Genomic DNA, 23,058 nt, shown 5'->3' with positions numbered 1-23,058 from the left:
CGAAGGAGTGCGCGCATGAGCGTCCGGATCATCCACGTCGGTCTCGGAGGGTGGGGCGGCAACTGGGCCCGCACCGCCATCCCAGAGGTGTCGGAAGTGCAGGTGGTCGGGATCGTCGACCCGTCGGCGCCGACGCTCGAGGCCGTGCGGACCGACCTCGGGCTCCCGGCCTCCGCGGCGTTCGGGTCCCTGACCGAGGCGCTCGCCGCGGTCGAGGCCGACGCCGTCGTCATCACCGCCCCGGCCGTGACGCACGTGCCGCTCGCGCTCGAGGCCCTCGATGCCGGCAAGCACGTCCTGGTCGAGAAGCCGTTCGCCAACACCACCGACGAGGCCGTCACCGCGGTCCGTCGCGCCGAGGAGCTCGGCCTGGTGCTGCAGGTCAGCCAGAACTACCGCTGGTACCCGGCACCGCGGGTCGTGCAGGAGATGCTCGAGGCGGACGTCGTCGGCGAGGTCTCCGCGATCAACGTCGACTTCCGGCAGTGGGACAACGACCAGCCCGCCGAGACGTACCCGCACTACCGGTTCCCGCACGCGATGATCAACGACATGGCGATCCACCACTTCGACCTGCTCCGGATGATCACCGGGCAAGAGGCCGTCCGGGTCTTCGCCAAGGCCAGCTACCCCGCGTACAGCAAGTACCAGGACGAAGCGGTCGCCTCGATGATCATCGAGCTCGACGGCGGCACGGTCGTCAACTACCGCGGCAGCTGGCTGAGCCGCGGCCCGCGCACCGCCTGGGCCGGGGAGTGGAGCATCGAGGGCGAGGACGGCGAGCTCTGGTTCACGAGCCGCGACGGTGAGCCGAACGCGGTCGACGGCGACCGGGTCACCGTCCGCCGCACGCAGGACGACGTCGCCGAGCCGGTCGAGCTGCCCGTGCTCGCGCACACCGACCGCCAGGGCGGGCTGCAGGCGTTCGCCCGATCGGTGCAGGGCGGTCCCGCCCCCGAGACGAGCGGTCGTGACAACCTGCGGAGCCTCGCGCTGATGGAGGCCGCCGGCCGCTCCGCGGCGTCCGGCCTGCCCGAGGACGTCGTCGTCCCGTCCTGACCGCACCCACCCACGGCCTGGAGGCGCGGGGCGGGCCCGCACCGCGCCTCCAGGCCGGCTCTGGTCGCGTCCACCGCGTCGGTGACCTTTCGCGCGCGCCGACAGTCCACGCGTCACGCCGCGCGTGAGGTGTCGCTGAGCCCGTGGACTCGCGAGCAGGTCGCGCGTCAGGCGGCGCCGGCCGCCCGCCGCGCCTGCGCGACGGCCCGCCGCACGCCGAGCGACCAGCCCGGCCCGTGGCCGGGCAGCACGTGCTTCGCCTCGGTGTCCGCGAGCCGGTCGAGCGACGCGACCGCCGTGTCGACGTCGGAGGTCGCCGCGGGTGCGACGATCCGCGGTCCGATACCGCCCGTGTACGGGTCGAAGGTGACGAGCGCGTCCCCGGCGATCACGGCGTCACGGTCGGCGAAGTGCAGGGCCACGTGGCCGTCGGTGTGCCCCGGGGTCTCGATGATCCACGGGTTGCCCGGCACGTCGGCGCGGCTCTCCAGCGGCTCGGTGTCCGCAATGCCGTCGACGGTGACCGCACCGGCCAGCAGCATCCGGCCCAGGGGGCGCAGACCACCCGGGTGGAGCGCCACGAACCCGAAGCGGTTCGTCTGCGGCCGGTACGAGTACGGGTGCGCGGCGAGGTGTCGATCGCCCGGGTGGACGAACACGGGTGTGCCCCAGTCGCGGTGCATCCGTGCGGCGGTGCCGACGTGGTCGAAGTGCCCGTGCGTGAGCAGGAGCCCCTCGACCTGGTCGGGCGTGTAGCCCAGGTCGTGCACGGCGAGCTGCAGGTGCGGCCATGCGGCGGGCAACCCCGCGTCGACGACGAGCAACCGATCGCCGGTCTCGACGAGGTACGTGTTGGTGTGTGCGATCTCGAGGCGGTGGATCCCCTCGGCGGCGTCCCGGAAGAGCATGTGCGGCACGGTAGACGCGGCCTGCTGGGCACGATCCCGGGTGGGACGTGTACGAAATGGGGAATGGCCAAGGACAGTCTGCCCGAGCTCGAACTCGCCAACGTGCGCACCCGCGAGGGCATCACGGACACCGTGACGGAGCTGAAGCGACGCGCGGACCTGCCCGCCCGGACGCGGCTCGCGGTCGCCAAGACGAAGCAGCGGTGGCACCGCGACCCCACGCCGCTGGTGGCGATGGGCATCACCGGGCTGACCGGTGTCGCGGCGATCGTCCTCGGCATCGCACTGCGGAACCGCCCCGCCGGGCACCTGGCCCAGCCGCCGGCGAACTCGGCCTTCACCGCGTTGCTGCCGTTCGGCGCGCGTGGCGACGCCCCCTCGGCGAAGGAGCAGGCGCAGGCAGGTCGCAAGGGCCGGAAGGCGCGGGCCAAGGCGGCGGAGGAAGCCCTGGAGCAGGACCCGGCGCACCGCGCCCGCGTGAAGCAGCAGGTCGGCATCGCGGCGGTGCAGCGACGGGCGAACAAGAACCGCAAGCAGGCGGTCAAGCGGTCGAAGCAGGCCCTGAAGGCGAGAGGGTAGTCACATGGCGCACGAAGAGCACAAGCCGGACCCGGACGACGCCCGGAAGCCCGACAACCCCACCGACCTCAAGAAGCCGACGCTCGTCTACACGCTGAAGAAGACGCTGCGCGAGTTCACGAGCGACCAGTGCACCGACCTGGCGGCGAGCCTGACGTACTACTCCGTGCTCGCGCTGTTCCCCGGGCTGCTGGCGGTCGTGTCGATCCTGGGCCTGGTGTCGGACCCGGCGAAGACCATCGAGACCCTGCTCCAGGTGATCCGCAACGTCGGCGGCGGTGACGTCGCGAGCCTGCTGAAGGAGCCGGTGAACGGCCTGGTCCGCTCGCCCGCTGCGCCGGTGACGTTCATCGTCGGTCTGCTCGGCGCCCTCTGGTCGGCCTCCGGCTACGTGGGCGCGTTCGGCCGTGCCATGAACCGGATCTACAACGTCCGCGAGGGCCGCCCGATCTGGAAGCTCCGCCCGACCATGCTCGGCGTGACCGTCACCACCGTCGTCCTGCTCGTGGTCGGTCTGCTGGTCCTGGTGAGCGCGCCGCTCGCCCGCAGCTTCGGCGACGTCATCGGTCTCGGCGACGTGGCCGTCACCGTCCTGTCGATCGTGCAGTGGCCGATCCTGCTCGTCATCGCGATCATCGTCGTCGCGGTGCTCTACTACTGGTCGCCGAACGTCAAGCAGCCGAAGTTCACCTGGGTCAGCGGCGGCTCGATCCTGGCGCTGCTCATCTGGATCATCGCCAGCGTCGGCTTCGGGTTCTACGTCGGGAACTTCTCGAACTACAACGCCACGTACGGCTCCCTCGGTGGGGTCATCGTGTTCCTGCTGTGGATCTGGATCACGAACAACGCCCTGCTCTTCGGCGCCGAGTTCGACGCCGAGATCGAGCGGGGTCGCGAGCTGCAGGCCGGCATCCGGGCGGAGGAGGACATCCAGCTCCCCGAGCGCGACACCCGCCAGATCGAGAAGCAGGACGAGAAGCGCGCGCAGGACGTGCTCGAGGGCATCCGCATCCGCCAGGGCGTCGACAACGACTGACCGCGGCTCGTCCGACCACCGCTGACGGGCGCTCTCCGGGTCGGGGCGCTACGGTGCGAGCGTGCCGTCCTTCCTCGAGGGGCTCCCGTTCCGGTGGCTCGTCCTCGCGCTCTTCGTGATCGTGTTCTGCCGTGCGCAGGCCACGTACTGGGTCGCGCGGCTCGCGGTGACCGGCGCGTCCCGATCGCGGTGGGGCGGCTGGCTGCGCTCGCCGGCGGTCCGTCGCGGTTCGGCGCTGCTCGACCGCTGGGGGCTGCCCGTCGTGACGGTGAGCTTCGTCGTGGTCGGCCTGCAGACGGTGATGAACGCCGCGGCGGGGCTGGCGCGGGTCGCCTGGTGGCGGTACACGATCGCGATGGTGCCCGGGTGCGTGGCATGGGCGTTCCTGTACGCGACCGTCGGGCTCGCCGTGTTCTGGGCGGTCGTCGCGGCGCTCGCCGGCTCGCCGTGGGGCATCGCAGCGCTCGTGGGCCTGGTGGTCGTCGCCGGCGTCGCGCTGACGGTCCTGCGTCGTCGCCGCGACCGCACAGGAGGCCCGGCCCGGCTTCCGTAGGCTGGCCTCCGTGACGACAGACCAGCTCCAGAACCGTCCGGTCGCCCTGGTGACCGGAGCCACCCGCGGCATCGGGCGCGCGATCGCCGCCGACCTCGGCCGCACCCACCACGTACTCGTGGGCGGCCGGTCCGCCGACGCCGTGGACGCCCTCGTCCAGGAGCTGCCGAGCGCGGCGCCGTTCGTCGGTGACCTGGGCTCGGGCGAGGTCCCCGCGCTGCCGGATCGGCTCGACGTCCTCGTGCACTCGGCCGGTGTCGAGCAGGGCACCACCGTCGCCGACACCCCGCGCGCTGTGTGGGAGCAGGTCTTCGCGACGAACGTGTTCGCGGTCGCCGAGCTCACCCGGCTGGCGCTGCCGGCACTGCGGGCGGCGCGCGGCATCGTCGTGCCGATCAACAGCGGCTCCGGGTTCCACTCGGGCCCCGGTGGTGGGGTGTACGCGGCGTCGAAGTTCGCGCTGCGGGCCTTCGCCGACGCCCTGCGCGAAGAGGAGCGGGCGAACGGCGTGCGGGTGTCGAGCGTGCACCCGGGCCGGACCGACTCGGACATGCAGCGGCAGCTCGTGGCGAAGCTCGGGGAGTCCTACGACACCGACTACTACCTGGCACCCGAAGACGTGGCCGCCGCGGTCCGCACCGTCGTCGACCTGCCCGAGCGCGGCACCGTCGAGTCGCTCGCGATCCGGCCGACCCGACGGCGCTGACGTCCGTCCCTCGACGGGTCACCGCAGCTCGATCCGTTCGTCGAGGTCGAGTCGCTCCAGGAACGTCTCGTCGTGGCTCACCACGACGAGTGCTCCCCGGTAGGCCCGCAGCGCATCCACGAGCTGGTCGACGCTCGTCAGGTCGAGGTCGTTCGTCGGCTCGTCGAGCACGAGCAGCTGCGGCGGCGGGTCGGCGAGCACCAGGGCCGCCAGCGCCACCCGGAACCGCTCGCCGCCGGACAGGTCCCCGGCCGGGCGGTCGACGGTGTCCCCGCGCACCAGGAACTTCGCCAGCCGGTTGCGGACCTCGGCGACGGGCACGTGCGGGGCGTCCCGGCGCATGTTGTCGAGCACCGTGACGGTGTCGTCCAGGCTGTCCTTCCGCTGCGGCAGGTACGCGATGCGGTCGACGTGGGCGACGGCCGCGGTCTCGGGCAGCGGGTGCTCCCGGGCCGCGGGGTCGCCGACGAGCTGCTCGAGCAGGGTGGACTTGCCGACGCCGTTGTCCCCGGTGACGGCGATCCGTTCCGGCCCCTGCACGATGACGTCCCGTCCGCGGACGGTCACGGTGGCGATCCGACGCGATGCCGGCACGTCCGGGTCGGGCAGGGTGACGTGGATCGACTCGTCGTCGCGCAGGCGGAGCTCGGCCTCGCGCTTGGTGGCGAGTGCGGCGGCTTCGTCGTCCGCGTACCCGACGCGCAGTCGGCCGGCGGTCTCCTGCGCCTTCTTCCGCTGCTCGTTCGCCAGGATCTTCGGCATCGAGCGGCCCGCTTTCTCGCCGGCCTTCGCCCGTCGGGCGATCTTGGTCTCTGCCTCGATGCGCTGCCGCTTCTCGGTGCGGTGCCGCTGTTCGGCGACGCGGACCTCGCGCTCGACGGCCGCCTGTTGCACGGCCAGGTGCTCCTCGAACGCGCTGAACGTCCCGCCGAAGACCGTCATCGACCCGGCGCGGAGCTCCACGGTCTCGTCGACGTGCTCGAGGAGTTCCCGGTCGTGGCTGACGAGCACCAGGGTGCCGCGCCAGTCGTCGACCAGGTCGAGGAGCAGCCCGCGGGCCCGGCGGTCCAGGTTGTTCGTCGGCTCGTCCAGGAACACGATCGGCCGGGCGCGCAACCGAACCCCGGCGACGGCGACGAGCACCGACTGCCCGCCGGACAGCGTCGACACCGGCCGGTCGAGGTCGGTGCCGTCGAGCCCGACCCGGTCGAGCACCGCGGCGGCCCGTTCCTCCAGGTCCCAGTCGTCGCCGACTGCCTCGAGCTGTGCGGCCGTGGCGTCGCCGGCCAGGACGGCCCGGAGCGCGGTGAGTGTGGGCCGGACGCCGAGCAGGTCGGCGACGGTGTCGTCGATCCCCGTTGCAAGGCGCTGCGGCAGGTGGTCGACGGGACCCGACGTCGCGATGCTGCCCGACGTGGGGTGGAGCCGGCCGGTCGCGAGCCGGACCAGCGTGGACTTGCCGGCCCCGTTCCTCCCGACCAGCCCGGTCCGGCCACGTCCGAAAGCGGCGGTCAGGTGGTCGAGCGCGACGGTGCCGTCGGGCCAGGCGAAGGTGACGTCGTGCAGGACGACGGACGGACTGGTGGGCATGGGGTGTCTCCCGGTGTCGATGCTGGGCGCACGACACCGAGGCCACCGCGGTGCGGTGGAGCGCCCGACGGGGCGCGCGATCACGGTGTCAGCGCGTGGGCTGAGCGGTACCGGTGATCGACAGCAATCCGTCTGCTTCCGTCGGGGGACCCCCGTGTCCGCCATCCGTTCCGCCGGTCGGTCTCCCGCCCCGGCGGCCCCGCGATGACGACGAGGTGACCTCCACGGTAATCCCGTGACACGGGCACCCGCAAGGGATGACAGGCTGGGGGCATGCCGGAGAACCTGTTGCCGACCCCGTCGTCGAACCCCGAGACCCTGCTGCCCGCCGAGCCGGAGGTGACCGCCGCGATCGAGGCGGAGGCCCCCGTCGCCAGCGTGGTGGTGTCCTACCCGTCGTCGAGCCTGGCGTGGGCGTTGCTCGCCGACGAGGCGTGGGCGCGCGGCGCGACCCTCGAGTCCTACGCGTACGCCCGTGTCGGGTACCACCGTGGGCTCGATGCCCTGCGCAAGGCCGGCTGGCGCGGTGTCGGTCCGGTGCCGTGGTCGCACGAGCCCAACCGTGGCGTGCTGCGGGCGCTGTTCGCCCTGCGGCGTGCGGCCGAGGCGATCGAGGAGCCGGGCGAGGCCGAGCGCCTGACCGACTTCCTGAACGCGAGCGCCCCCGAGGCCCTGCGCGCCCTGTCCGCCGGCGCGTAGGCGGCGGGAGCGACTCGTCCTGCGCCAGCGACTCGTCGTAGACGCGCGATCAGCCGGACCATTTCTCGGTCGACTGGACCAAAGGGCCACGGCGCGAGCTCCCGTCACCTCGCTCATGGGAGCCAGAGCGCGCCAGGCGAAAGACTTTCCACGGCATCGCGTCCCCTGAGCGCCACATGAGGACGAGCATTGAACCGAGCATCGAGATCTCGAACGTGACCAGTCCGAGAACCATCGAGAAGACGAGGTGCAGCGTCGCGGAGGCACCGAGCGTCAGCAAGCGAGGCGTACGACGTCGGGCGGCGAGCACTGAGACAGCGAGAACGTACTCGGTGACGATGACCCCCCACGTCGCAGCGTGGAGGATGGTTCCATGTGACAGAACCCATTCGAGGAACTCTCGAACCTCGGAGCGGGCACCAAAGTTCGGTTGTTGCACCCAGTACCACAAGGCGCTTCCATCTGCCCATATGGGATGGGCTTGTTTGACGGTGGCGGCTTCGAGGTACACGTAGGCGAGTTGCAGCTTGAGCGCGAGCAACAGGACGTGGGCCGGGATGTTCCGCCGCTGGCGGAGCGCCGTATCGCGCGGACGCCAACCGTTCCACCGTCGATCGGTGCAGCAGACGACCGCCAGCACGACGCTGACAGTGGTCTCGAGGTAGTCGCCTCCCTCGATCCCGACCGTGTTCGATGCAAGGCTGAAAGCGGCGTAGGCGTGCAAAGGAGCCGATACCGCGGGCATGACCCCGAGCAGCGTGGGGATGCACATCGCCACCAGGAGCCAGCGAACCAGTTCGCCGAGGTTATCCGGTGCAAGGCAGAACGCACCTGCCGAAGCGATACCAGTGCAGGACGACGGTGTCGTACCGACCAGTGAAGGATCGTGTAGCAACACTGAAGTCGGATTGAGCAGCAGCACGAGGAAGGTCGACGAGGCCAGCACCGAGCGTGCGAGCGTTAGCTGGAAGCCGTGGGGTGACCGCCCCCACGCAATCATCACTCGATCGCCCCAGCGATCCAAGAGACGACTCAGCCGAGGCATCTGACCTCCAGCGCCAGGACAGCTCCCGGAGCCGCGACCCGGAAACGAGAGAACGCGAACGGAATCGGCGGTTGTCGGGTGAGGATCAGCGTTCCGCATAGAGACTCCGATGAACTGTGAAGCCGCACCACCGGAGCGTTTCGCAGGCCGGTCGTCGTCAAGCACGAGCCAGGGGCACTCAGTGCCCGGCAGTCGGTCCAACGGGTGCCGGCAGGCAGGCTTTCGAGCAGGAACGACAGGTCCTGGTCGAAGTTCCGGGATCGGCGTGAGAAGCCGAACAAGTTCTCCCTCGATGAAGTGACGTTGCCCTCCGCTACCCGCCATTCGTTGCCGTGCCGATGAGCGACTCGGACTATGTCTTCGCGTGCATCGCGGGTGAAGAAGCCCCATCCTTGTCGGAACAGTTGGGCGGCGGGCTGTCCTGAAAGTTGCCGTCCTGTCGGATCGCTCACGGTCTGTGACACCTTGTTGCCGGCGAACGACGCGAGCGTCAGGATCATGGCTCCTGCTACGGCGAGAACGGCGATTCCGAGCGCGATCTTCGACCGCTGCGCACTCACGTTCTACGCGAAGACCGTCGCCACTCGTGCGGCGACCTCGGACTCGTTCAGGTGGGGGTACTGCTCCACGATTCGGGCGGGATCGGGGGAGGGGAGGTTTCCGTCGACGCGTGGAGTTGACCGTGAACCGAACACCCCGTTGTTCGACCACAAGCCGTTTTGATTGACGACCATGTTGACGTTGCCGGCGACGTTGAAGTTGACCGCGGCGAGAACCGTTCCGACCGCGATCACTGCCACGAGTGCCGCAGCGCACACAGTGGGCCCACACACTCGTGGTTGCATTGCGTCTGATCGCTCTGAGATCACCTCTGGGTACTGCGAACGCAGCGACTTCTCGAAAGCTTCGCGGAGATCACCGAAGGCCGACAGCGTTTTGTAGGGATCTCCGGACTTCACGGCTTCGATGGAGCTGTCGGTTCCGTACGCGCTGTTGTCGACCAGGTCGGTGACGATGTTGTCCATCACCTCGTCGTACTTCTTCAGTCCGGATTCGTCGAGATCCTCGGGAAGTTCGACCCTGGTGTTGATGCGGTCGGCGAATTCACCCTGGCCGAAGACCAAGCCTCGGACGATCTGCTCATCGGAGAACACATCGCGCTGGTCCGCGTGTGCGGCTGTCACGCTCCCCAAGGCGATCACTGCGGTGAGTGTGACTGCGGTGGTGATCAACTTCATGGCTACCCCTTTGTGAGTTGGTGGGTCGTGCTGTTGGTCTTCAGCGGCGGCGAATCAAGTGGTCCGGCTGCGGGTCGTTTCGAAGCGTCAGTTCAGTCGTCATCTCTGTTGGCTTCAACCAGCCGGGCGGCGCGATGGGCGACAACGGCACCGACGATGAGGAAGCAAACTGCGAGCGCCATCCCGATGGGGAGGTACGTGTCAGCAACGCGACTGGGTGCCACGATGTCCAGGACCCCGGAGCCGGCCAACGCTGCAGCACCGGAGTGGAGCCACCTTCGGGCCGCACGGTGGCCGACCTGCCAAGCAGCTTTGGACCGCATCACGGAAGCGATGCGGATTCCAGCGCCACCGTTCGGCCCGACGATGCCGCGCGCAGTCAGCTCGGCGACGACGGTGATTACCGACGCGCTAGCAAAGAGGGCCAAGCCGGAGAGAAGCATATGAGTACTGAAACGTAGAATGTCACCTGTGTCAAGAGCGAATGAACCCCTTTGTGCATGCGGCATTGAGCAGCTGCCTCGCTGTGCTTCGATCGGAGGAGGTTGCGTCAACGGAGCGCTCTTGCAGGAGCGCGGCACACGGGAAGCGCCAACGGCCCCAATGGATTGGTGGGCTATCCGCTGCGCACACAAAACACCGGTGCTCGCACCGCACGCCGCGGGACGCGGGTGTGCAACGTGCGAACACCGGTGTTTTGCGCGTGACCGCCTAGCCCAGCAGCACGCTCCAACTGAACGCCTGCGGCCAGAGCTGGTGCTCCGGCAGCACGTCGAGCCCGCACGCCCGGCTGCCGAGCCCGTGCTGCGCGGCGTCGAGGTACAGGTACAGGTGGTCCGACGTCGGCAGCTCGTACGGGTGCTCGGCGCGGTCGATCTGCTGCGCGGTCCACGGCGACAGGGTGAACCCCGCACGGTGCGACCCGACCGTCGACACGGTGAACGGCCCGACGGACAGCTCCCGCAGGTCAGGCCGGTGCCCGGTCTCCTGCGGCCGCGAGTACTCCACCCCGAGCGAGCGCACCGGAGCGGTGAACCGGCCGACACGGGCAGCGTGCGAGGAATCGGCGTACGACTCCAGCGGTCCGGTCCCGAACCAGGTCGCGTCCGCATCCGCCAGCGATGCCGGCAGGTCGAACCGCACCCCGATCCGCGGCCACGTGACGTCCCAGGCGCCGAACGGCACGGCGTCGGTCTGCAGCACGAGTCCGTCGGACGTCAGGGTCCAGCGGTGCGTGACCTCGAGGCCCCACCCACTGTTCGCCGCCGCCACGCGGACGCGCTGCTCCAGACCGGAGTCGGTCCGCGACACCGACACCAGCCGGTGCGTCAGCCGGTCCAGCCCTCGGTCGCGCCAGCGCGACGCCGACGGGGGAGCGGTCGGATCGCCGACACCGTGCGTGAGCACCGGGTCCGCGGTCTCGTAGCCGCCCTGTGACGCCAGGCTGTCGTTGTCGGTCGGTGCACGCCAGAGCTCGAGGCGGGGCCCGGCGACCTCGTGGCCCTTCCAGGACACCAGGTCGCCGCGGGCGCTGAAGGTGCCGTCACCGAGTCGGTCGCCATCCCACCCCTGCCGGGAGGGCCGTGGTGCGTCCGCCGCGCGCGCCGCGACGAGCCGCTGGGTGCGTGCGACGACGTGGCCGGTGTCCGCCCACGCGGTCGGCCCCGCCAGTTCCACGGTCAGGTCGAACCAGAGCTCGTCGCCGGGTGCGAGTTCGGACGTGGCCGCGTCGAGCACCTCGGAGGGCACCGGGATCGTCGCGGACTCACGGGCGGCGACGATGCCCGTGGACAGGCGCCCCGAGGCTTCGACGACGCCGTTCCGCGACAGGGTCCAGCACAGCCGGAGCCCGGCGGTCGAGGCCGAGTGGTACCGGTTCTCGACCAGCACCGTGGTGTCCGAGACCGCGAGCCGGATCGGGGCCACGACGGCGGCGAACTCGGCGAGCCCCGGTGTCGGGGTGTCGTCGGGCAGCACCAGGCCGTCCATCACGAAGTTGCCATCGTGCACGACCTCGCCGAAGTCCCCGCCGTACGCGTAGTAGTCCTCGCCCGTGGGCGTCTTCGCGAGCAGGCCGTGGTCCCGCCACTCCCACACGAACCCGCCGTGCAGCCGCGGGTACCGGTCGACCAGGGCCTCGTACTCGGCGATCTGCCCCGGGCCGTTGCCCATCGCGTGCACGTACTCGCAGTGGATGAAGGGCTTCGACCGCTGCCGTGCGGCCTCGGCCGGGCCGCAGCCGAGCAGGGGCGTCGGGGTGCCACCGCCGATCGACTCGGTCTCCTGCAGCGTCGGGTACATCCGCGAGTAGACGTCGGTGTACTCGCCCGTGTAGTCGCCCTCGTAGTGCACGGGGCGCTCGGCGTCGCGGTCGTGCACCCACTGCGACATCGCCGCGAGGTTCCGGCCGGTGCCCGACTCGTTGCCGAGCGACCACATCACGATCGATGCGTGGTTCTTGTCGCGCTCGACGGTGCGGGCGATGCGGTCGAGGTAGGCCTCGGCCCACGCCGGGTCGTCGGAGGGGTTGCCGACCCAGTCGGTGAACAGGAACCCGTGGGTCTCCAGGTCGCACTCCAGGATCACCCAGAACCCGAGCTCGTCGGCCAGGTCGAGCACGCGGGGGTGCGGCGGGTAGTGCGAGGTGCGGATGGCGTTGACGTTGTTCCGCTTCATCAGCGCCATGTCGGCGCGGGCGTGCTCCTCGTCGAACACCCGGCCGCGCACGGGGTGGGTCTCGTGCCGGTTCACGCCGTGGAACACCACACGCTCGCCGTTCACCAGGAACCGGTCGCCGACGATCGACACGGTGCGGAACCCGAGTCGGAGCGACACCGTCTCACCGCCCGAGGCGCCCGCGCCGGCCGCCGCGGAACCGGTCGACAGCATCGCGTCGTAGAGCTTCGGCAGCTCGGCACTCCACGGCTCGACGCCCTCGACCTCGATCGGCGCGACGTCGTCCGCCGTGGCCCAGGTGACGTCGACGCCCAGGTCGGGCACCGCGAACCGCACCGGGAACACCGCGTCGAGCGTCGGGAACGTGATCGTCCCAGTCCCCGTCTCCGGCCGTCCCGACGCCGCGGTGCCGGACGAGGCAGCCGTGCCGAGCGTCGCCCGCCAACCGGCGCGCACGAACGCGTCGTCGATCGGTGCCGTGGGCCGGGCGAGCAGGGTGACGTCACGGAAGATGCCGGGCAGCCACCACTGGTCCTGGTCCTCCAGGTAGGACGCCGCCGACCACTGGTGCACCCGGACCGCGAGTTCGTTCGCCCCCGGGCGCACCAGCTCTGTGACGTCGAACTCGGTCGCCAGGCGCGAGCCCGTCGACCACCCCACGAGCGTCCCGTTCAGCCACACCCGGAAGTGCGACTCGACCCCGTCGAACCGCAGCAGCACCCGGCCGGCACCGTCGAACGACGACGGCAGCTCGAACGTGCGGCGGTGGTCACCGGTCGGGTTCTCCTCCGGCGGGTGCGGCGGGTCGATCGGGAACGGGTACTGCAGGTTCGTGTAGCTCGGTGCGCCGTGCCCGTGCAGCACCCAGTGCGACGGCACCGGGAGCTCGCCCCAGGCCGGGTCGTCGTCCTCCCCACCCTCGGTCGCGAAGTCCTCGGAGACCGAGGCGACGGGCGACCACCGGAACCGCCAGTCCCCGTTCAGCGACAGGGACGGGGCGTCGGTGTGCAGCCAGGCACGGGGTGCCAGCCGCGAGTCGGAGCCGGGTGCGGTGGACGAGAGTGCGGAGTGGGTCAACCCTTGACCGATCCTTCCGTGAGGCCTCCACGCCAGAAGCGCTGGAGGACGATGATGGCGATGACGAGCGGGATGACCGAGACGAGCACCCCGCCGGTGGTGAGCTGGTAGAACTCCGGCAGGCGGTCGACCTGCGAGCGCCAGTTGTTCAGACCCAGTGTTATCGGGTACAGCTTCTGGTCTGCCAGCATGATGAGCGGCAGGAAGAAGTTGTTCCAGATCCCGACCACCTGGAACAGGAACACGGTGACGAGCGCCGGGGTCATCTGCCGGAGCACCACGGTGTGGAAGATCCGCAGTTCGCCGGCCCCGTCGATGCGTGCCTGTTCGAGCAGGGTGGTGTCCACCGACGCGGCGGCGTACACCCGGCACAGGAACAGCCCGAACGGTGACACCAGGCTCGGGATGAGCACGCTCCAGTACGTGTCGGTCAGGCCCATCGACGAGAACAGCAGGAACAGCGGCAGTGCGGTCGCGGTCCCCGGCACGAGCACGCCGCCGAGGATCGTGCCGAACACGAACTGGCGCCCCCGGAAGTCGTACTTCGCCAGCGCGTACCCGCCGGCCGCGGCGAAGTAGGTCGCCAGGACGGCACCGACGCCGGAGTACAGGATGCTGTTCGCGATCCACCGGACGAAGATGCCGCCGTCGTAGGTGAACACCTGCTGCAGGTTGCTCCAGAGCGCGAACTCGCCGCCGAACCAGAACCCGTTGGTCGAGAACAGCGCGCCCGTGGTCTTCGTCGCGGCGATGACGACCCAGTACAGCGGGACGATGAAGTACAGCGCGACGACGACGAGGATCCCCGTCACCACGATCTGCGAGCGTGGGGACCGGTCGAGCTTCCGTCGCTGGTGCGCCGAGATCGACGTGGTGTCCACGGGGACGGCGGTCTTCGCCGTGGCCGGCGCTTCGATGGCTTCGCTGGTCATCGGTCAGTCCCTTCGGTGGTCGCGACGCGACCGGCCTGGAGGCCCGGGTCGGCTTGGGTGGTGACCGTGCTGCCCGCCGCAGCGCGCGTCTGGAGCGCGGTGCGGGCCTCCCGGCCGTCGCGCCGTGCGCGCTTGCGTCGGTCGCGTTCGTCCTTGGGTGGTCGGTTCGTCAGCGCGAGGAACGTGAACGACAGGATGAACGCGGCCAGCGCGATGATGACCGCCTGCGCACTCGCGACGCCGTACTCGTTGAACGCGAACGCGTTCGTGTAGGCGGCGTAGTTCGGCGTGTACTCGGTGTCGATCGCCGGGGCGACGGTCGACAGGATCTGCGGCTCCGCGAAGAGCTGCAGGGTGCCGATGATCGAGAACACCGTCGTGAGCACCAGGGCCGGTGCGATGAGCGGGATCTGGATCCGCCACGCGACCTGGAACGCGTTCGCTCCGTCCACCTTGGCGGCCTCGTAGACCTCGCCGGGGATGGACTTCAGCTGCGCCACGATGATGAGCATGTTGTAGCCGGTGTACGTCCACGTGACGATGTTCGCGATCGACCACAGCACGCTGTTCGCGCCGAGGAAGTCCGGCTGCAGCCCCATCGACTGCAGCAGCGACACGATCGGTGACAGGCCGGGCACGTACAGGAACGACCACAGGATCGTGGCGATGACGCCCGGGACGCCGTAGGGCATGAAGTAGATCGCCCGGAAGAAGCCCGGCCAGCGGGCGCTCGCCGACTCGAGCAGCAGCGCGAGGATCGTGCAGGCGATGATCATCACCGGGACCTGGACGATGCCGAACAGCAGCATGCGGCCGATCGAGGCGACGAACCCGCTGTCCTGCAGGGCGATCGCGTAGTTGTCGAACCCGGCGAACCGGCCGACCACACCGTCCTCGCCGAACAGGCCCTCACGGTCGACGGTGGTGAACGACTGGAACAGGGCGCTGATGATCGGGATGACGAACGTCAGCAGGAACAGGGCCAGGAACGGGGCGAGCAGGATCCACGGGGCACGCTTCTGCGCGCTCGTGGCCTTCGTGCTCGTGCGGAACGCGGGCGTGCCGCCGGCCGGTCGGCCGGTGGACTGCCGGGTGGTGGTCTGCTGGGTCATCGTGCCGTCCTGACGCTGAGGCCCTTGTCCTTGAAGGACTGGACGATCTCCCGCTGTGCGAGCTCCACCGCGTCACTGAGCTTCAGGCCCGAGGTGAGCTTGCGGCGGAACTGGTTCTGCAGGCTGGTGAAGGCCGACTGGGTCACCGGGGACCACGACCAGTCGATGTTCTGCTCCTTCGAGGCCGGCACGAAGACGTCCTCGTTGTAGTTCTGGCCGGAGAACCACTTCGATGGCTTCTCGCGCTGCGCCCCGATGTAGTCGACGGCGGGTGACCAGCCGATGCCGCAGTGCTTGATCATCGCGTCGATGCCCTCCTTCGAGGTGGTCATCCACGTGATGAACTCGAGCGCCTCCTTCGGGTGCTTCGCGTTCGCCAGCACCGCGGCCGTCGAACCGCCGATGGCGCTCGAGCCGAAGCCGTCGGCGCCCCACTTCTGCATCGGGGCGACCTTCCACTTGCCCTCGCCGCCCTGCACCGACTCGATCAGGGCGTCACCCCAGCTCGCGCTCGTGACCGCGGCGATCTTGCCGCTCGCAGCCGCGGCGTACCACCCGGGGGAGTACGCACCGGCACTCGTGTCGACCAGCTTGTCGTCGATGACCCCGTCGAAGAAGTCCGCGACCATCAGGGTCTTGTCGTCGGTCATGTCGACGACCCACTCGTCGCCGTCGACCTTGAACCAGCGCGCGCCGGCCTGCTGTGCGTACGCGGCGAACGGCGACGCGTCGGCGACCGGGAACACCTCGAGGTAGTTCTGCTTGCCGGTGCTCCGGACCTTGTCGGCCAGGTCACGCCACTCGTCCCACGTCGTCGGGGGTTCGCCGCCGGCCTGCTCGAGGATCGCGGTCTGGTAGTAGAACCCCATCGGGCCGGTGTCCTGCGGGATGCCGTAGATGCCGTCGACGAACGACACCTGCGCCCACGCGGCCTCGTCGTACTTCGACTCGAAGTCCTTCGCGCCGTACCGGGCCAGGTCGACCAGGCCGTTCGCGAGCATGAACTCGGGGATCTGTCGGAGCTCGACCTGCCCGATGTCCGGGCCGCCGCCGGCCGCGAGCGCGGAGTACATCTTCTGGTACCCGCCGCTGTTGCCGCCGGGGATCCAGTTCGCCGACACCTGGATGTCCGGATGTGTCCTGTTCCAGACGTCGCAGACCTTCTGCAGGTCCTTGAGCCAGGCCCAGTAGGTGAGCTGGACGGTCTCACCCGAGGCCGCGGCGGGCACGAGGGCCGCCTTGTTGACGTTGGTCGAGCCCGGGACCGCACAGCCGGCGAGGAGTCCCGCCGCCGCGGTGCCGAGGCCGAAGCCCAACAGGTGTCGTCTCGTGATGGGTCGTGGTCGTGGCGCCATTGCCGCACTCCGTTCGTCGTTGATCGGGGTTGTCGACACCCAATCACAGAACCGAACGCCGTTGTGGTTTCGTGACCGTACCGACACTGCGCGTTCCCTGCGCACCTTGGAACGGCCCCAGGCCCGGGCGCGGACCGTGGGGTCACAGAGCAGACACCGACGCCCCGGACGGCGAAGGCCGCCGGTGGCACGACCGGGAGGACAAGCGATGACCGAACGCGGGAACACCACCCATCGCCCCGAACTCGACGAGCAGCTCGCGCACGAGGCGCAGAGCATCGTCCAGGGGCACGGCAGCAACGCCCACGTCGAGGAGTTCCGGCAGTCCGAGCCGGTCCCCGACGACACCGACGGCCCGGAGACCCTCGCGGCGTCGGGCTACGACGGCGAGCTCGAGGGCGAGCTGCAGGACGACACCACCGACGTGCTCCCCGAGGACGACGCCGACCGGGCCGACCCCCTGCCCACCGGCGACGGCGACGGAGCCGACGCGACCGTGTACCGCACCGAGACCGGGGAGGGCAGCACCGATGGCTCTGACGCAGAATGACGCGCCGCACCTGCAGTCCGGCATCGCCGAACGCCTGAAGCGCGGGGGCACCTGGACGTGGGCCTACGTCGACGCGTCCGGTGACCGTGAGGACCCGCAGCACCTCGCCGCCCTGCAACGCCGGAAGGCCGAGGACGTGCTGCGGTCGGCCGGGGCGGACGCCGAGGTCATCGACACCGTGATGGCCGAACTCGAGGAGACACCCGGGGTGCCGGCACCCGTCAGCCGGTACGTGCTCGTGCACGACGGCGAACTCGTGCTCAGCGAGGTCCTGCCCGGGGCGATGCACGCCCCGACGTCGATCGGCCACGACCCCGTGCCCGACCTGCTGCCGCTCCTGGCACACCGGCCGCTCGACCTGCCGTTCCTGATCGTCGAGGTCGGTCGCGAAGGTGGTGGCTACCGCGCCTACCGCCTGGGCCACGCCGACGTGCCGGACCGTCGCGACGAGCAGCGCGTGCAGGGCCGCACCGACACGCTCCACAAGTTCCAGGGCGGCGGCTGGTCGCACCTGCGGTGGCAGCACCACACCGAGGAGATCTGGCGCGACAACCAGAACGAGGTCGCCACGTCCGTCGACGAGGCCTTCCGGCGGCTGCAGCCGAAGCTCATCGTGGTCGCGGGGGACATCCGCGCACGGGGGCTCCTGCTCGACCAGTTGTCCACCGAGGCGCGCGCCGTCGTCTCCGAGGTCCCGGTCGACACCCGGGCTTCGGATGCGTCGGAGACCGCGCTCGTCGAGCACGTCGACATCGCGCTCGCCCGGGTCATCGCGACCCGTCGGCACGACTTCGAGGACCTGCTCCGCACGCACGTCGGCCGCGGGGACAACCAGACGGTCACCGGCCTCGGGTCCGTCGTCGAGGCGCTGCAGCAGGCGCAGGCCTCGGTCGTCGCGATCGACGCCGCCGCGATCGGCGACCGCACCCTGCTCGCGCTGGGAGCGGTGCCGTGGATCGCCACGGCACCCGAGCAGGCGGCGGGGGCACCGGTCATCGGACCGGTCCCGGCCGTGTGCGCGATCGTCCGGGCGGTCGCCCTCACCGACGCGGAGCTGCTGCTCGTGAACGCCGCGTCGCTCCCGAACGGTGCGCCCGCCGCGGCGTTGCTGCGGTGGCCGGTGGGACCGGCGGTGCCGGCCGCCTGAGCGGTGACCGGACGACGGACGGGAGGCCCGGTGCCGGCTGGTACCGGGCCTCCCGTCCGTCTCGGCGCGATCCTGCGGGCCGCCACGACGGCCGCGTATAGCGTCCCGGCCATGACCGACGACCGCCGACGTGAGCTCGGCACCAGCGACGCCCCCGTGGAGGACGAACTCGCGGAGTCCTTCGACGCGACCATCGAGGAGGGCGCGGAGCGGCTGCAACGGACGACCCGGGCTGTCCTCGTCACGGGGTTCTTCGGCGGCCTCGAGGTCGGTCTCGGGGTGATGGCGTACCTGGCGGTGCTCACCGAGACCGACAGCCACCTGCTCGCCGGGCTGGCCTTCGGCATCGGCTTCATCGCGCTGCACCTGGCGCACAGCGAACTGTTCACCGAGAACTTCCTGATGCCGGTCGCGGCCGTGGTCGCCCGCGAGGGGACCGTGCTGCAGCTCGTGCGACTGTGGGGCGGCACCCTCGTGGCGAACCTGGCCGGGGGATGGGTGTTCATGTGGCTCGTCGTCCAGGCGTTCCCGCAGTGGCACGCCACGCTCTCGGAGTCGGCGCACCACTACGTCGACGCACCGTTCGGACTGCAGAGCATCGTGCTGGCGGTCCTGGGCGGCAGCACCATCACCCTGATGACGCGGATGCAGCAGGGCACCGACTCGGACCCCGCGAAGCTCGTCGCCGCCGTCGCCGGAGGCTTCCTGCTCGCCGGGCTGCAGCTCTTCCACTCGATCCTCGACTCGCTGCTCGTCTTCGGTGCGATCCAGTCGGGCGCGGACATCACCTACGGGCAGTGGCTCGGCTGGTTCGGCTACACGCTGCTGTTCAACGTCCTCGGGGGGCTGGTGCTCGTGACGGCCCTGCGCCTGCTCCGGACGAAGGAGCTCATGCAGGAACGCCGCCGGGAATCCCAGGACGACCCCGAGCGTGCAGACCACGAACAGGGGTGACGGGCGCGACGGGCGGAGCGGACCGACGGGGCCGTTCGCAGTCAGTCGTGCGGACGGTCAGTCGTGCGAACGGTCGCGTCGGGGCACCAGCGGGACCGCGAGCAGCGGGAGCACCGCCACGATGCCGAACGACGCCGCGAACCCGAGCGCACCGACCAGCGCCCCGATGCCCGGACCGACGGCGCTCGCCGCGATGAACTGCCCGGTGTTCTGCGCCCCGAGCGCCCGGCCGGACCAGAACGGCCCCGCCGCCTCGGCGACCGACGTGTACGCCAGCCCGTTGTCGGCGACCGTCACGCTCGTCGCGAGCACCAGGAACACCGCGGCCCCGGCCAGGTGCGTCGCGTCGACGACCGCGAGCACCGCCATCACCACCGCGGCGCTCACCGCGACGATGCGCAGGGGGCCGACGCGCGATCCGGCACGGTCGCTCCAGCCACCGACCAGGATCCGGCCGATCGCCCCGACGAACTGCGCGGCGCCGACGAGCAGCCCGGCCGCCGGTGTCGACCAGCCGAGGCCGACGAGCCAGACGAGCCCGTACGTCGACAGGGTGAACTGCGGCACCACGAGCAGGACCGACACCGCGTGCACCCGCCACAGGAAGCCGCTCGAGCGGTAGGGGTTCGCGGTCGCCGTCGTCGCCACCGTGGCCCGGGCAGGGCGTGGCGGGTCGGTGATCCCGATCGCGCAGCAGACGGCGAGCACCGCGCACAGCACGATCGGCAGGACCAGGGCCGCGCGGATCCCGGAGCCCTCGGCGAGCTGCGGCACCGTGACCGCCGCGAGTGTCACGCCGAGCGGCTGCGACATCTGCCGGATGCCCATCGCGAGCCCCCGGCGCTCCTTCGGGAACCACCCCACCACGACCCGACCGCTCGCGGCGTTCGTCGAGGCACTCGTCATCCCACCGGCCAGGAACGCCAACCCGAGTAGCACCGGGTCGCCCGCAGCGAGCCAGGCGCCCACCACGGCCAGCGTGGTGAGCACGAGTCCGCCGGCGATGACGACGCGCTCGCCGAACCGGTCGGTGATCGCGCCCCAGGCGATGAGCGTCAGCACCATGCCGAAGGTCGGGGCGGCGGCGAGCAGCCCGGCGGCCGGCAGGGACGTGCCGCGGCTGAGCAGGTGGGGGATGAGGAGCGCCGGCGCGGACACGACGAGCGTCCCCGCCGCCTGGGCCGCGACCCCGAGGGCGAGCATCGTCCAGGCGCGGGCGGAGACCGGCGGCGTCGTGGTGGATCGCTGCGGGGCGTCGGTCGTGGGCATGCGTCTCGGCCGTTCGTCGTCGTTCCATCGCGGAACGGATTGGTATACCAGAACGGTATACCATTCCCGCCGTCGCGCCGCTAGGCTTGTCCGCCGTGACCGACACGACCGACGCCGCGCCCGTGTCGCAGACGGCCCAGCTCTACGACAACCTGCGCGCAGCCATCCTGACCCTCGACATCGCACCGGGGGAGCGCATCTCGGAGCGCGGGCTCGAGGCACGGTTCCACGCCTCGCGCACGCCGGTCCGCGCCGCACTGTCGCGGCTCGAGCGCGAGGGGCTCATCCTGCACGAGGGCCGCTCGTGGACGGTCACCCCGATCGACCTCGACGAGATCGCCTCGCTCGCCGAACTCCGCGGCATCCTCGAGCCCGCTGCCGTCCGGTTGGCCGTCCAGCGTGCCACCCCCGAGCAGCTGGCCGAGGTCCGCGGACACCTCGACGCGCTCCAGCCCACCCCCGACCAGCAGGCCGGCGTCCGCATGGGGTCGACGTTCCACCTCGACCTCGCCGCGCTCGGTGGCAACCGGTTCGTCACCGACGCCATCGCCGACGCCCTGACGCGGCTCGAGCGCACGCGCTGGATCGAGGTCCGCACGCCCGAGGCGCGCGACGCCGCCTGGGACGAGCACAGCGCCATCATCGACGCCGTGCGCGACGGCGACGCGGACCGCGCAGCGGACCTCGTCGCCGCCCACGTCGCCGGCACGAACGACCGGCTCCTCAGCTGGATCGCGCAGGAGCGCCGACGCCTGCGCGGGGCAGGCATGACGATCGTGGGCGCGACCGAGCGCTGAGTGCCCGCGGACGTGAGCGGTCTGCGGGCGCCTGCCCGGGCCTCCTGGCCGTGTCCGGGGGGAGGCCGGGCGCGAGCCGCTAGCGCAGGTCCGTCGTCTCCTGCGGTGCGTCGAGGTCGTCGAACGTGCGGATCGAATCCGTGCGTTCGAGCAGCGCGTCGCGCACCTCGGCCTCGTCGTGGCTCGCGCGGAGTGCGAGCTTGCTCCCGGAACGTGTCGACTGTGACATGTCGTGTCCTTCCCCTGTGTGTGGGCAACCTGATCGGTGCGGGCACGCGGCCCGCTGGTGCGCTTCCTCACGGGACGTACTGAGGTCGGAACAGTGTCGCGCGACCCCCGCTGTCCCGCAAGCGTTTCCGGCACCGTGTGGAGAACTCCCGGCACACGGCATGCCTAGGATGGTCCGGCCGCACAGCGCGAGGCGCGGCACCAGCGGACGTCGAAGGGGAGGCACGGGTTGGCCGACCAGCGCACCGCACCTCCCACGGTCTACGACGTCGCCTCTGCGGCCGGCGTCTCCATCGCCACCGTCTCGCGCGTGCTCCGCACGCCCGACGCCGTCCGCGAGGGCACCCGGGACCGCGTGCAGGCGGCGATCCGGAGCCTCGGCTACGTCCCGTCCGGCAACGCCCGCGCCCTCGCCGGCAAGCGCACCGGCGTCGTCGGACTGCTGCTGCCCGGGTTCGACGTGGTGCCCGACGAGCGGCCGGACCTGGTCACCGACGGCGGCGTCCGCGTGGTCGACGACCGGCGGCACGTGACGCAGCCGTTCTCGTCCAACCTGTACTTCGACGAGGTCCTGCGCGGTGCCGAGACCGAGGCCTGGCAGCGGGGGCTCGCGCTCATGGTCGCCGCCGGGCGGGGTTCGTCGCGCGACGTCATCGTGAACGACGTCGCCGGCCGGGTCGACGGGCTCGCCGTGCTGGCGCAGACCGTGCCCGACGACCTGCTCGAGCACGTCGCCCGCCGCATCCCCGTCGTGGTGCTCGCCGACGACCGGCGCTCGCACGGGTTCGACTCGGTGAGCGTGGACAACGCCGCGGGCATGCGGACCCTGGCGTCGCACGTCATCGGGCGCCTGGGGATCCGGTCACTCGCGTACGTGGCGGGGCCGATCGACTCGCCCGACGACATGGAGCGCTCGGCGGGGTTCCGCGCGGCGCTGGCCGACCACGGGGTGCCGGCCTCGACGGTGCGCACCGTGCACGGCGACTTCGGGCGCGCTCGGGCGCGGGAGCTCGCGGTGTCGCTGCTGGCCGACGACGTCCCACGCGCCGTCGTCTGCTCGAACGACCAGTCCGCGCTCGGGGTGCTCGACGCCGCCGCTGCCCGGGGGCTCCGGGTGCCCGAGGACCTCGTCGTGACCGGGTTCGACGGCATCGACGCCGGCCGGTTCTCGTCGCCGCGCCTGACGACGGTGCACCAGCCGATGGGGGCGCTCGGGCGCGCCGCCGTCCTGGCGATCGTGGACCGGCTGGAGCGCCGCGAGGGGCCGCCGCGCGCCGTGCGCCTGCCCGTCGAGGTGCTGCTGCGCGAGAGCTGCCCGCCCGCGCTGTAGGCGTGCGTGCCGTCGCGAGGTCGCACCGTGCGGCCTTCCGCGTCCCGTGCGACCTTCCGCGCCCCGTGCGAGCCCGTAGCAGTGCACAGAGCGGGCAACCTCGCACCAGTCGGCGCACCTCGCACCGTGCGCCGCCCTCCCTCAGGACCGCAACCTCGCACCAGTCGGCGCACCTCGCACCGTGCCGCCCCGCGAAACAACACCCGCAGTTGCACGCC

The 23,058-nt window shown here is 70.9% G+C and carries 22 protein-coding genes and 1 pseudogene; 11 read left to right on the top strand and 12 right to left on the bottom strand.

Translation table 11 applies throughout. From position 1 onward, the window contains the following. The first annotated feature begins 15 nt into the window (after window positions 1-15). The gene (locus tag DEJ09_RS10395) at window positions 16-1,059 is read left to right on the top strand and encodes a Gfo/Idh/MocA family protein (RefSeq protein WP_027464923.1); all 1,044 of its coding nucleotides are present in this window, start codon (window positions 16-18) and stop codon (window positions 1,057-1,059) included. Window positions 1,060-1,226: 167 nt separating this feature from the next. On the opposite strand, the gene DEJ09_RS10390 is transcribed toward DEJ09_RS10395, so the two are convergent. Next, a complete protein-coding gene (locus DEJ09_RS10390; RefSeq protein WP_111088496.1) occupies window positions 1,227-1,967 on the bottom strand; it encodes an MBL fold metallo-hydrolase in 741 nt (246 codons plus the stop codon). A gap of 63 nt (window positions 1,968-2,030) precedes the next feature. Between DEJ09_RS10390 and DEJ09_RS10385 the strand changes: the two genes are divergently transcribed. The 4 genes from DEJ09_RS10385 to DEJ09_RS10370 all read left to right on the top strand — a co-directional run bounded on the left by DEJ09_RS10385 (window position 2,031) and on the right by DEJ09_RS10370 (window position 4,841). After that, on the top strand, window positions 2,031-2,546 hold the full coding sequence (locus tag DEJ09_RS10385) for a hypothetical protein (protein ID WP_111039397.1): 516 nt from the start codon (window positions 2,031-2,033) through the stop codon (window positions 2,544-2,546). A 4-nt stretch (window positions 2,547-2,550) separates the two neighbouring features. Beyond that, window positions 2,551-3,582: a YihY/virulence factor BrkB family protein gene (locus tag DEJ09_RS10380; RefSeq protein ID WP_111039398.1), complete on the top strand. Its 1,032-nt coding sequence runs from the start codon at window positions 2,551-2,553 to the stop codon at window positions 3,580-3,582. Between the two features lie 61 nt (window positions 3,583-3,643). After that, on the top strand, window positions 3,644-4,135 hold the full coding sequence (locus DEJ09_RS10375; RefSeq protein WP_027464919.1) for a VTT domain-containing protein: 492 nt from the start codon (window positions 3,644-3,646) through the stop codon (window positions 4,133-4,135). A 10-nt stretch (window positions 4,136-4,145) separates the two neighbouring features. Beyond that, on the top strand, window positions 4,146-4,841 hold the full coding sequence (locus DEJ09_RS10370) for an SDR family oxidoreductase (RefSeq protein ID WP_111088494.1): 696 nt from the start codon (window positions 4,146-4,148) through the stop codon (window positions 4,839-4,841). An 18-nt stretch (window positions 4,842-4,859) separates the two neighbouring features. On the opposite strand, the gene DEJ09_RS10365 is transcribed toward DEJ09_RS10370, so the two are convergent. Beyond that, entirely contained in the window at window positions 4,860-6,431 is a 1,572-nt protein-coding gene (locus DEJ09_RS10365) for an ABC-F family ATP-binding cassette domain-containing protein (RefSeq protein WP_111088492.1), read from the bottom strand. Between the two features lie 273 nt (window positions 6,432-6,704). Here DEJ09_RS10365 and DEJ09_RS10360 point away from each other — a divergent pair, with 273 nt between their 5' ends. Next, entirely contained in the window at window positions 6,705-7,130 is a 426-nt protein-coding gene (locus DEJ09_RS10360; RefSeq protein ID WP_111088490.1) for a DUF3151 domain-containing protein, read from the top strand. 49 nt (window positions 7,131-7,179) lie between these two features. Here DEJ09_RS10360 and DEJ09_RS10355 read toward each other — a convergent pair whose 3' ends face one another. The 8 genes and pseudogenes from DEJ09_RS10355 to DEJ09_RS10320 all read right to left on the bottom strand — a co-directional run bounded on the left by DEJ09_RS10355 (window position 7,180) and on the right by DEJ09_RS10320 (window position 16,565). Further along, window positions 7,180-8,076: a hypothetical protein gene (locus tag DEJ09_RS10355; protein WP_146245703.1), complete on the bottom strand. Its 897-nt coding sequence runs from the start codon at window positions 8,074-8,076 to the stop codon at window positions 7,180-7,182. A gap of 86 nt (window positions 8,077-8,162) precedes the next feature. Further along, complete coding sequence (locus DEJ09_RS10350) at window positions 8,163-8,675, bottom strand: SdpA family antimicrobial peptide system protein (protein WP_111039404.1); 513 nt, start codon at window positions 8,673-8,675, stop codon at window positions 8,163-8,165. A 63-nt stretch (window positions 8,676-8,738) separates the two neighbouring features. Beyond that, window positions 8,739-9,413, bottom strand: a complete 675-nt coding sequence (locus tag DEJ09_RS10345) for a hypothetical protein (protein WP_111039405.1) — start codon at window positions 9,411-9,413, stop codon at window positions 8,739-8,741. A gap of 92 nt (window positions 9,414-9,505) precedes the next feature. Then, the gene (locus tag DEJ09_RS10340) at window positions 9,506-9,856 is read right to left on the bottom strand and encodes an SdpI family protein (protein ID WP_181433335.1); all 351 of its coding nucleotides are present in this window, start codon (window positions 9,854-9,856) and stop codon (window positions 9,506-9,508) included. Window positions 9,857-10,124: 268 nt separating this feature from the next. After that, window positions 10,125-13,166 (bottom strand): glycoside hydrolase family 2 TIM barrel-domain containing protein, encoded by a 3,042-nt coding sequence (locus tag DEJ09_RS10335; RefSeq protein ID WP_111088484.1) that lies wholly within the window; start codon window positions 13,164-13,166, stop codon window positions 10,125-10,127. Next, a complete protein-coding gene (locus tag DEJ09_RS10330) occupies window positions 13,163-14,098 on the bottom strand; it encodes a carbohydrate ABC transporter permease (protein WP_027464914.1) in 936 nt (311 codons plus the stop codon). The genes DEJ09_RS10335 and DEJ09_RS10330 overlap by 4 nt, the downstream gene beginning before the upstream one ends. A gap of 161 nt (window positions 14,099-14,259) precedes the next feature. Further along, window positions 14,260-15,210: pseudogene (locus DEJ09_RS10325) on the bottom strand (carbohydrate ABC transporter permease); the annotation flags it as partial. Next, window positions 15,207-16,565 (bottom strand): extracellular solute-binding protein, encoded by a 1,359-nt coding sequence (locus tag DEJ09_RS10320; RefSeq protein WP_111039408.1) that lies wholly within the window; start codon window positions 16,563-16,565, stop codon window positions 15,207-15,209. The pseudogene DEJ09_RS10325 and the gene DEJ09_RS10320, both read right to left, overlap by 4 nt. Before the next feature lie 208 nt (window positions 16,566-16,773). On the opposite strand from DEJ09_RS10320, the gene DEJ09_RS10315 reads away from it, so the two are divergent. The 3 genes from DEJ09_RS10315 to DEJ09_RS10305 all read left to right on the top strand — a co-directional run bounded on the left by DEJ09_RS10315 (window position 16,774) and on the right by DEJ09_RS10305 (window position 19,216). Then, a complete protein-coding gene (locus DEJ09_RS10315; protein ID WP_110864926.1) occupies window positions 16,774-17,115 on the top strand; it encodes a hypothetical protein in 342 nt (113 codons plus the stop codon). Then, window positions 17,096-18,262 carry a Vms1/Ankzf1 family peptidyl-tRNA hydrolase gene (locus tag DEJ09_RS10310; protein ID WP_111088482.1) on the top strand — a complete coding sequence of 389 codons (1,167 nt, stop codon included), beginning with the start codon at window positions 17,096-17,098 and terminating at the stop codon, window positions 18,260-18,262. Before DEJ09_RS10315 ends, DEJ09_RS10310 begins: the two co-directional genes overlap by 20 nt. 111 nt (window positions 18,263-18,373) lie before the next feature. Then, window positions 18,374-19,216 carry a formate/nitrite transporter family protein gene (locus DEJ09_RS10305; RefSeq protein ID WP_111088480.1) on the top strand — a complete coding sequence of 281 codons (843 nt, stop codon included), beginning with the start codon at window positions 18,374-18,376 and terminating at the stop codon, window positions 19,214-19,216. A 57-nt stretch (window positions 19,217-19,273) separates the two neighbouring features. Here DEJ09_RS10305 and DEJ09_RS10300 read toward each other — a convergent pair whose 3' ends face one another. After that, the gene (locus tag DEJ09_RS10300) at window positions 19,274-20,485 is read right to left on the bottom strand and encodes an MFS transporter (protein WP_042538641.1); all 1,212 of its coding nucleotides are present in this window, start codon (window positions 20,483-20,485) and stop codon (window positions 19,274-19,276) included. A 95-nt stretch (window positions 20,486-20,580) separates the two neighbouring features. On the opposite strand from DEJ09_RS10300, the gene DEJ09_RS10295 reads away from it, so the two are divergent. After that, the gene (locus tag DEJ09_RS10295; RefSeq protein WP_258373865.1) at window positions 20,581-21,282 is read left to right on the top strand and encodes a GntR family transcriptional regulator; all 702 of its coding nucleotides are present in this window, start codon (window positions 20,581-20,583) and stop codon (window positions 21,280-21,282) included. A gap of 79 nt (window positions 21,283-21,361) precedes the next feature. Here DEJ09_RS10295 and DEJ09_RS18135 read toward each other — a convergent pair whose 3' ends face one another. Continuing rightward, the gene (locus DEJ09_RS18135; protein WP_155896754.1) at window positions 21,362-21,511 is read right to left on the bottom strand and encodes a hypothetical protein; all 150 of its coding nucleotides are present in this window, start codon (window positions 21,509-21,511) and stop codon (window positions 21,362-21,364) included. A 228-nt stretch (window positions 21,512-21,739) separates the two neighbouring features. On the opposite strand from DEJ09_RS18135, the gene DEJ09_RS10290 reads away from it, so the two are divergent. Then, window positions 21,740-22,840, top strand: coding sequence for a LacI family DNA-binding transcriptional regulator (locus DEJ09_RS10290; protein WP_071246163.1), 1,101 nt, complete (start codon window positions 21,740-21,742; stop codon window positions 22,838-22,840). Window positions 22,841-23,058 lie beyond the last annotated feature (218 nt).

Origin of the sequence: Curtobacterium sp. MCLR17_055 (assembly GCF_003234305.1) — a bacterium.
Classification (GTDB): Bacteria; Actinomycetota; Actinomycetes; order Actinomycetales; family Microbacteriaceae; genus Curtobacterium; species Curtobacterium flaccumfaciens.
This window is presented reverse-complemented; position numbering and strand designations above follow the sequence as displayed.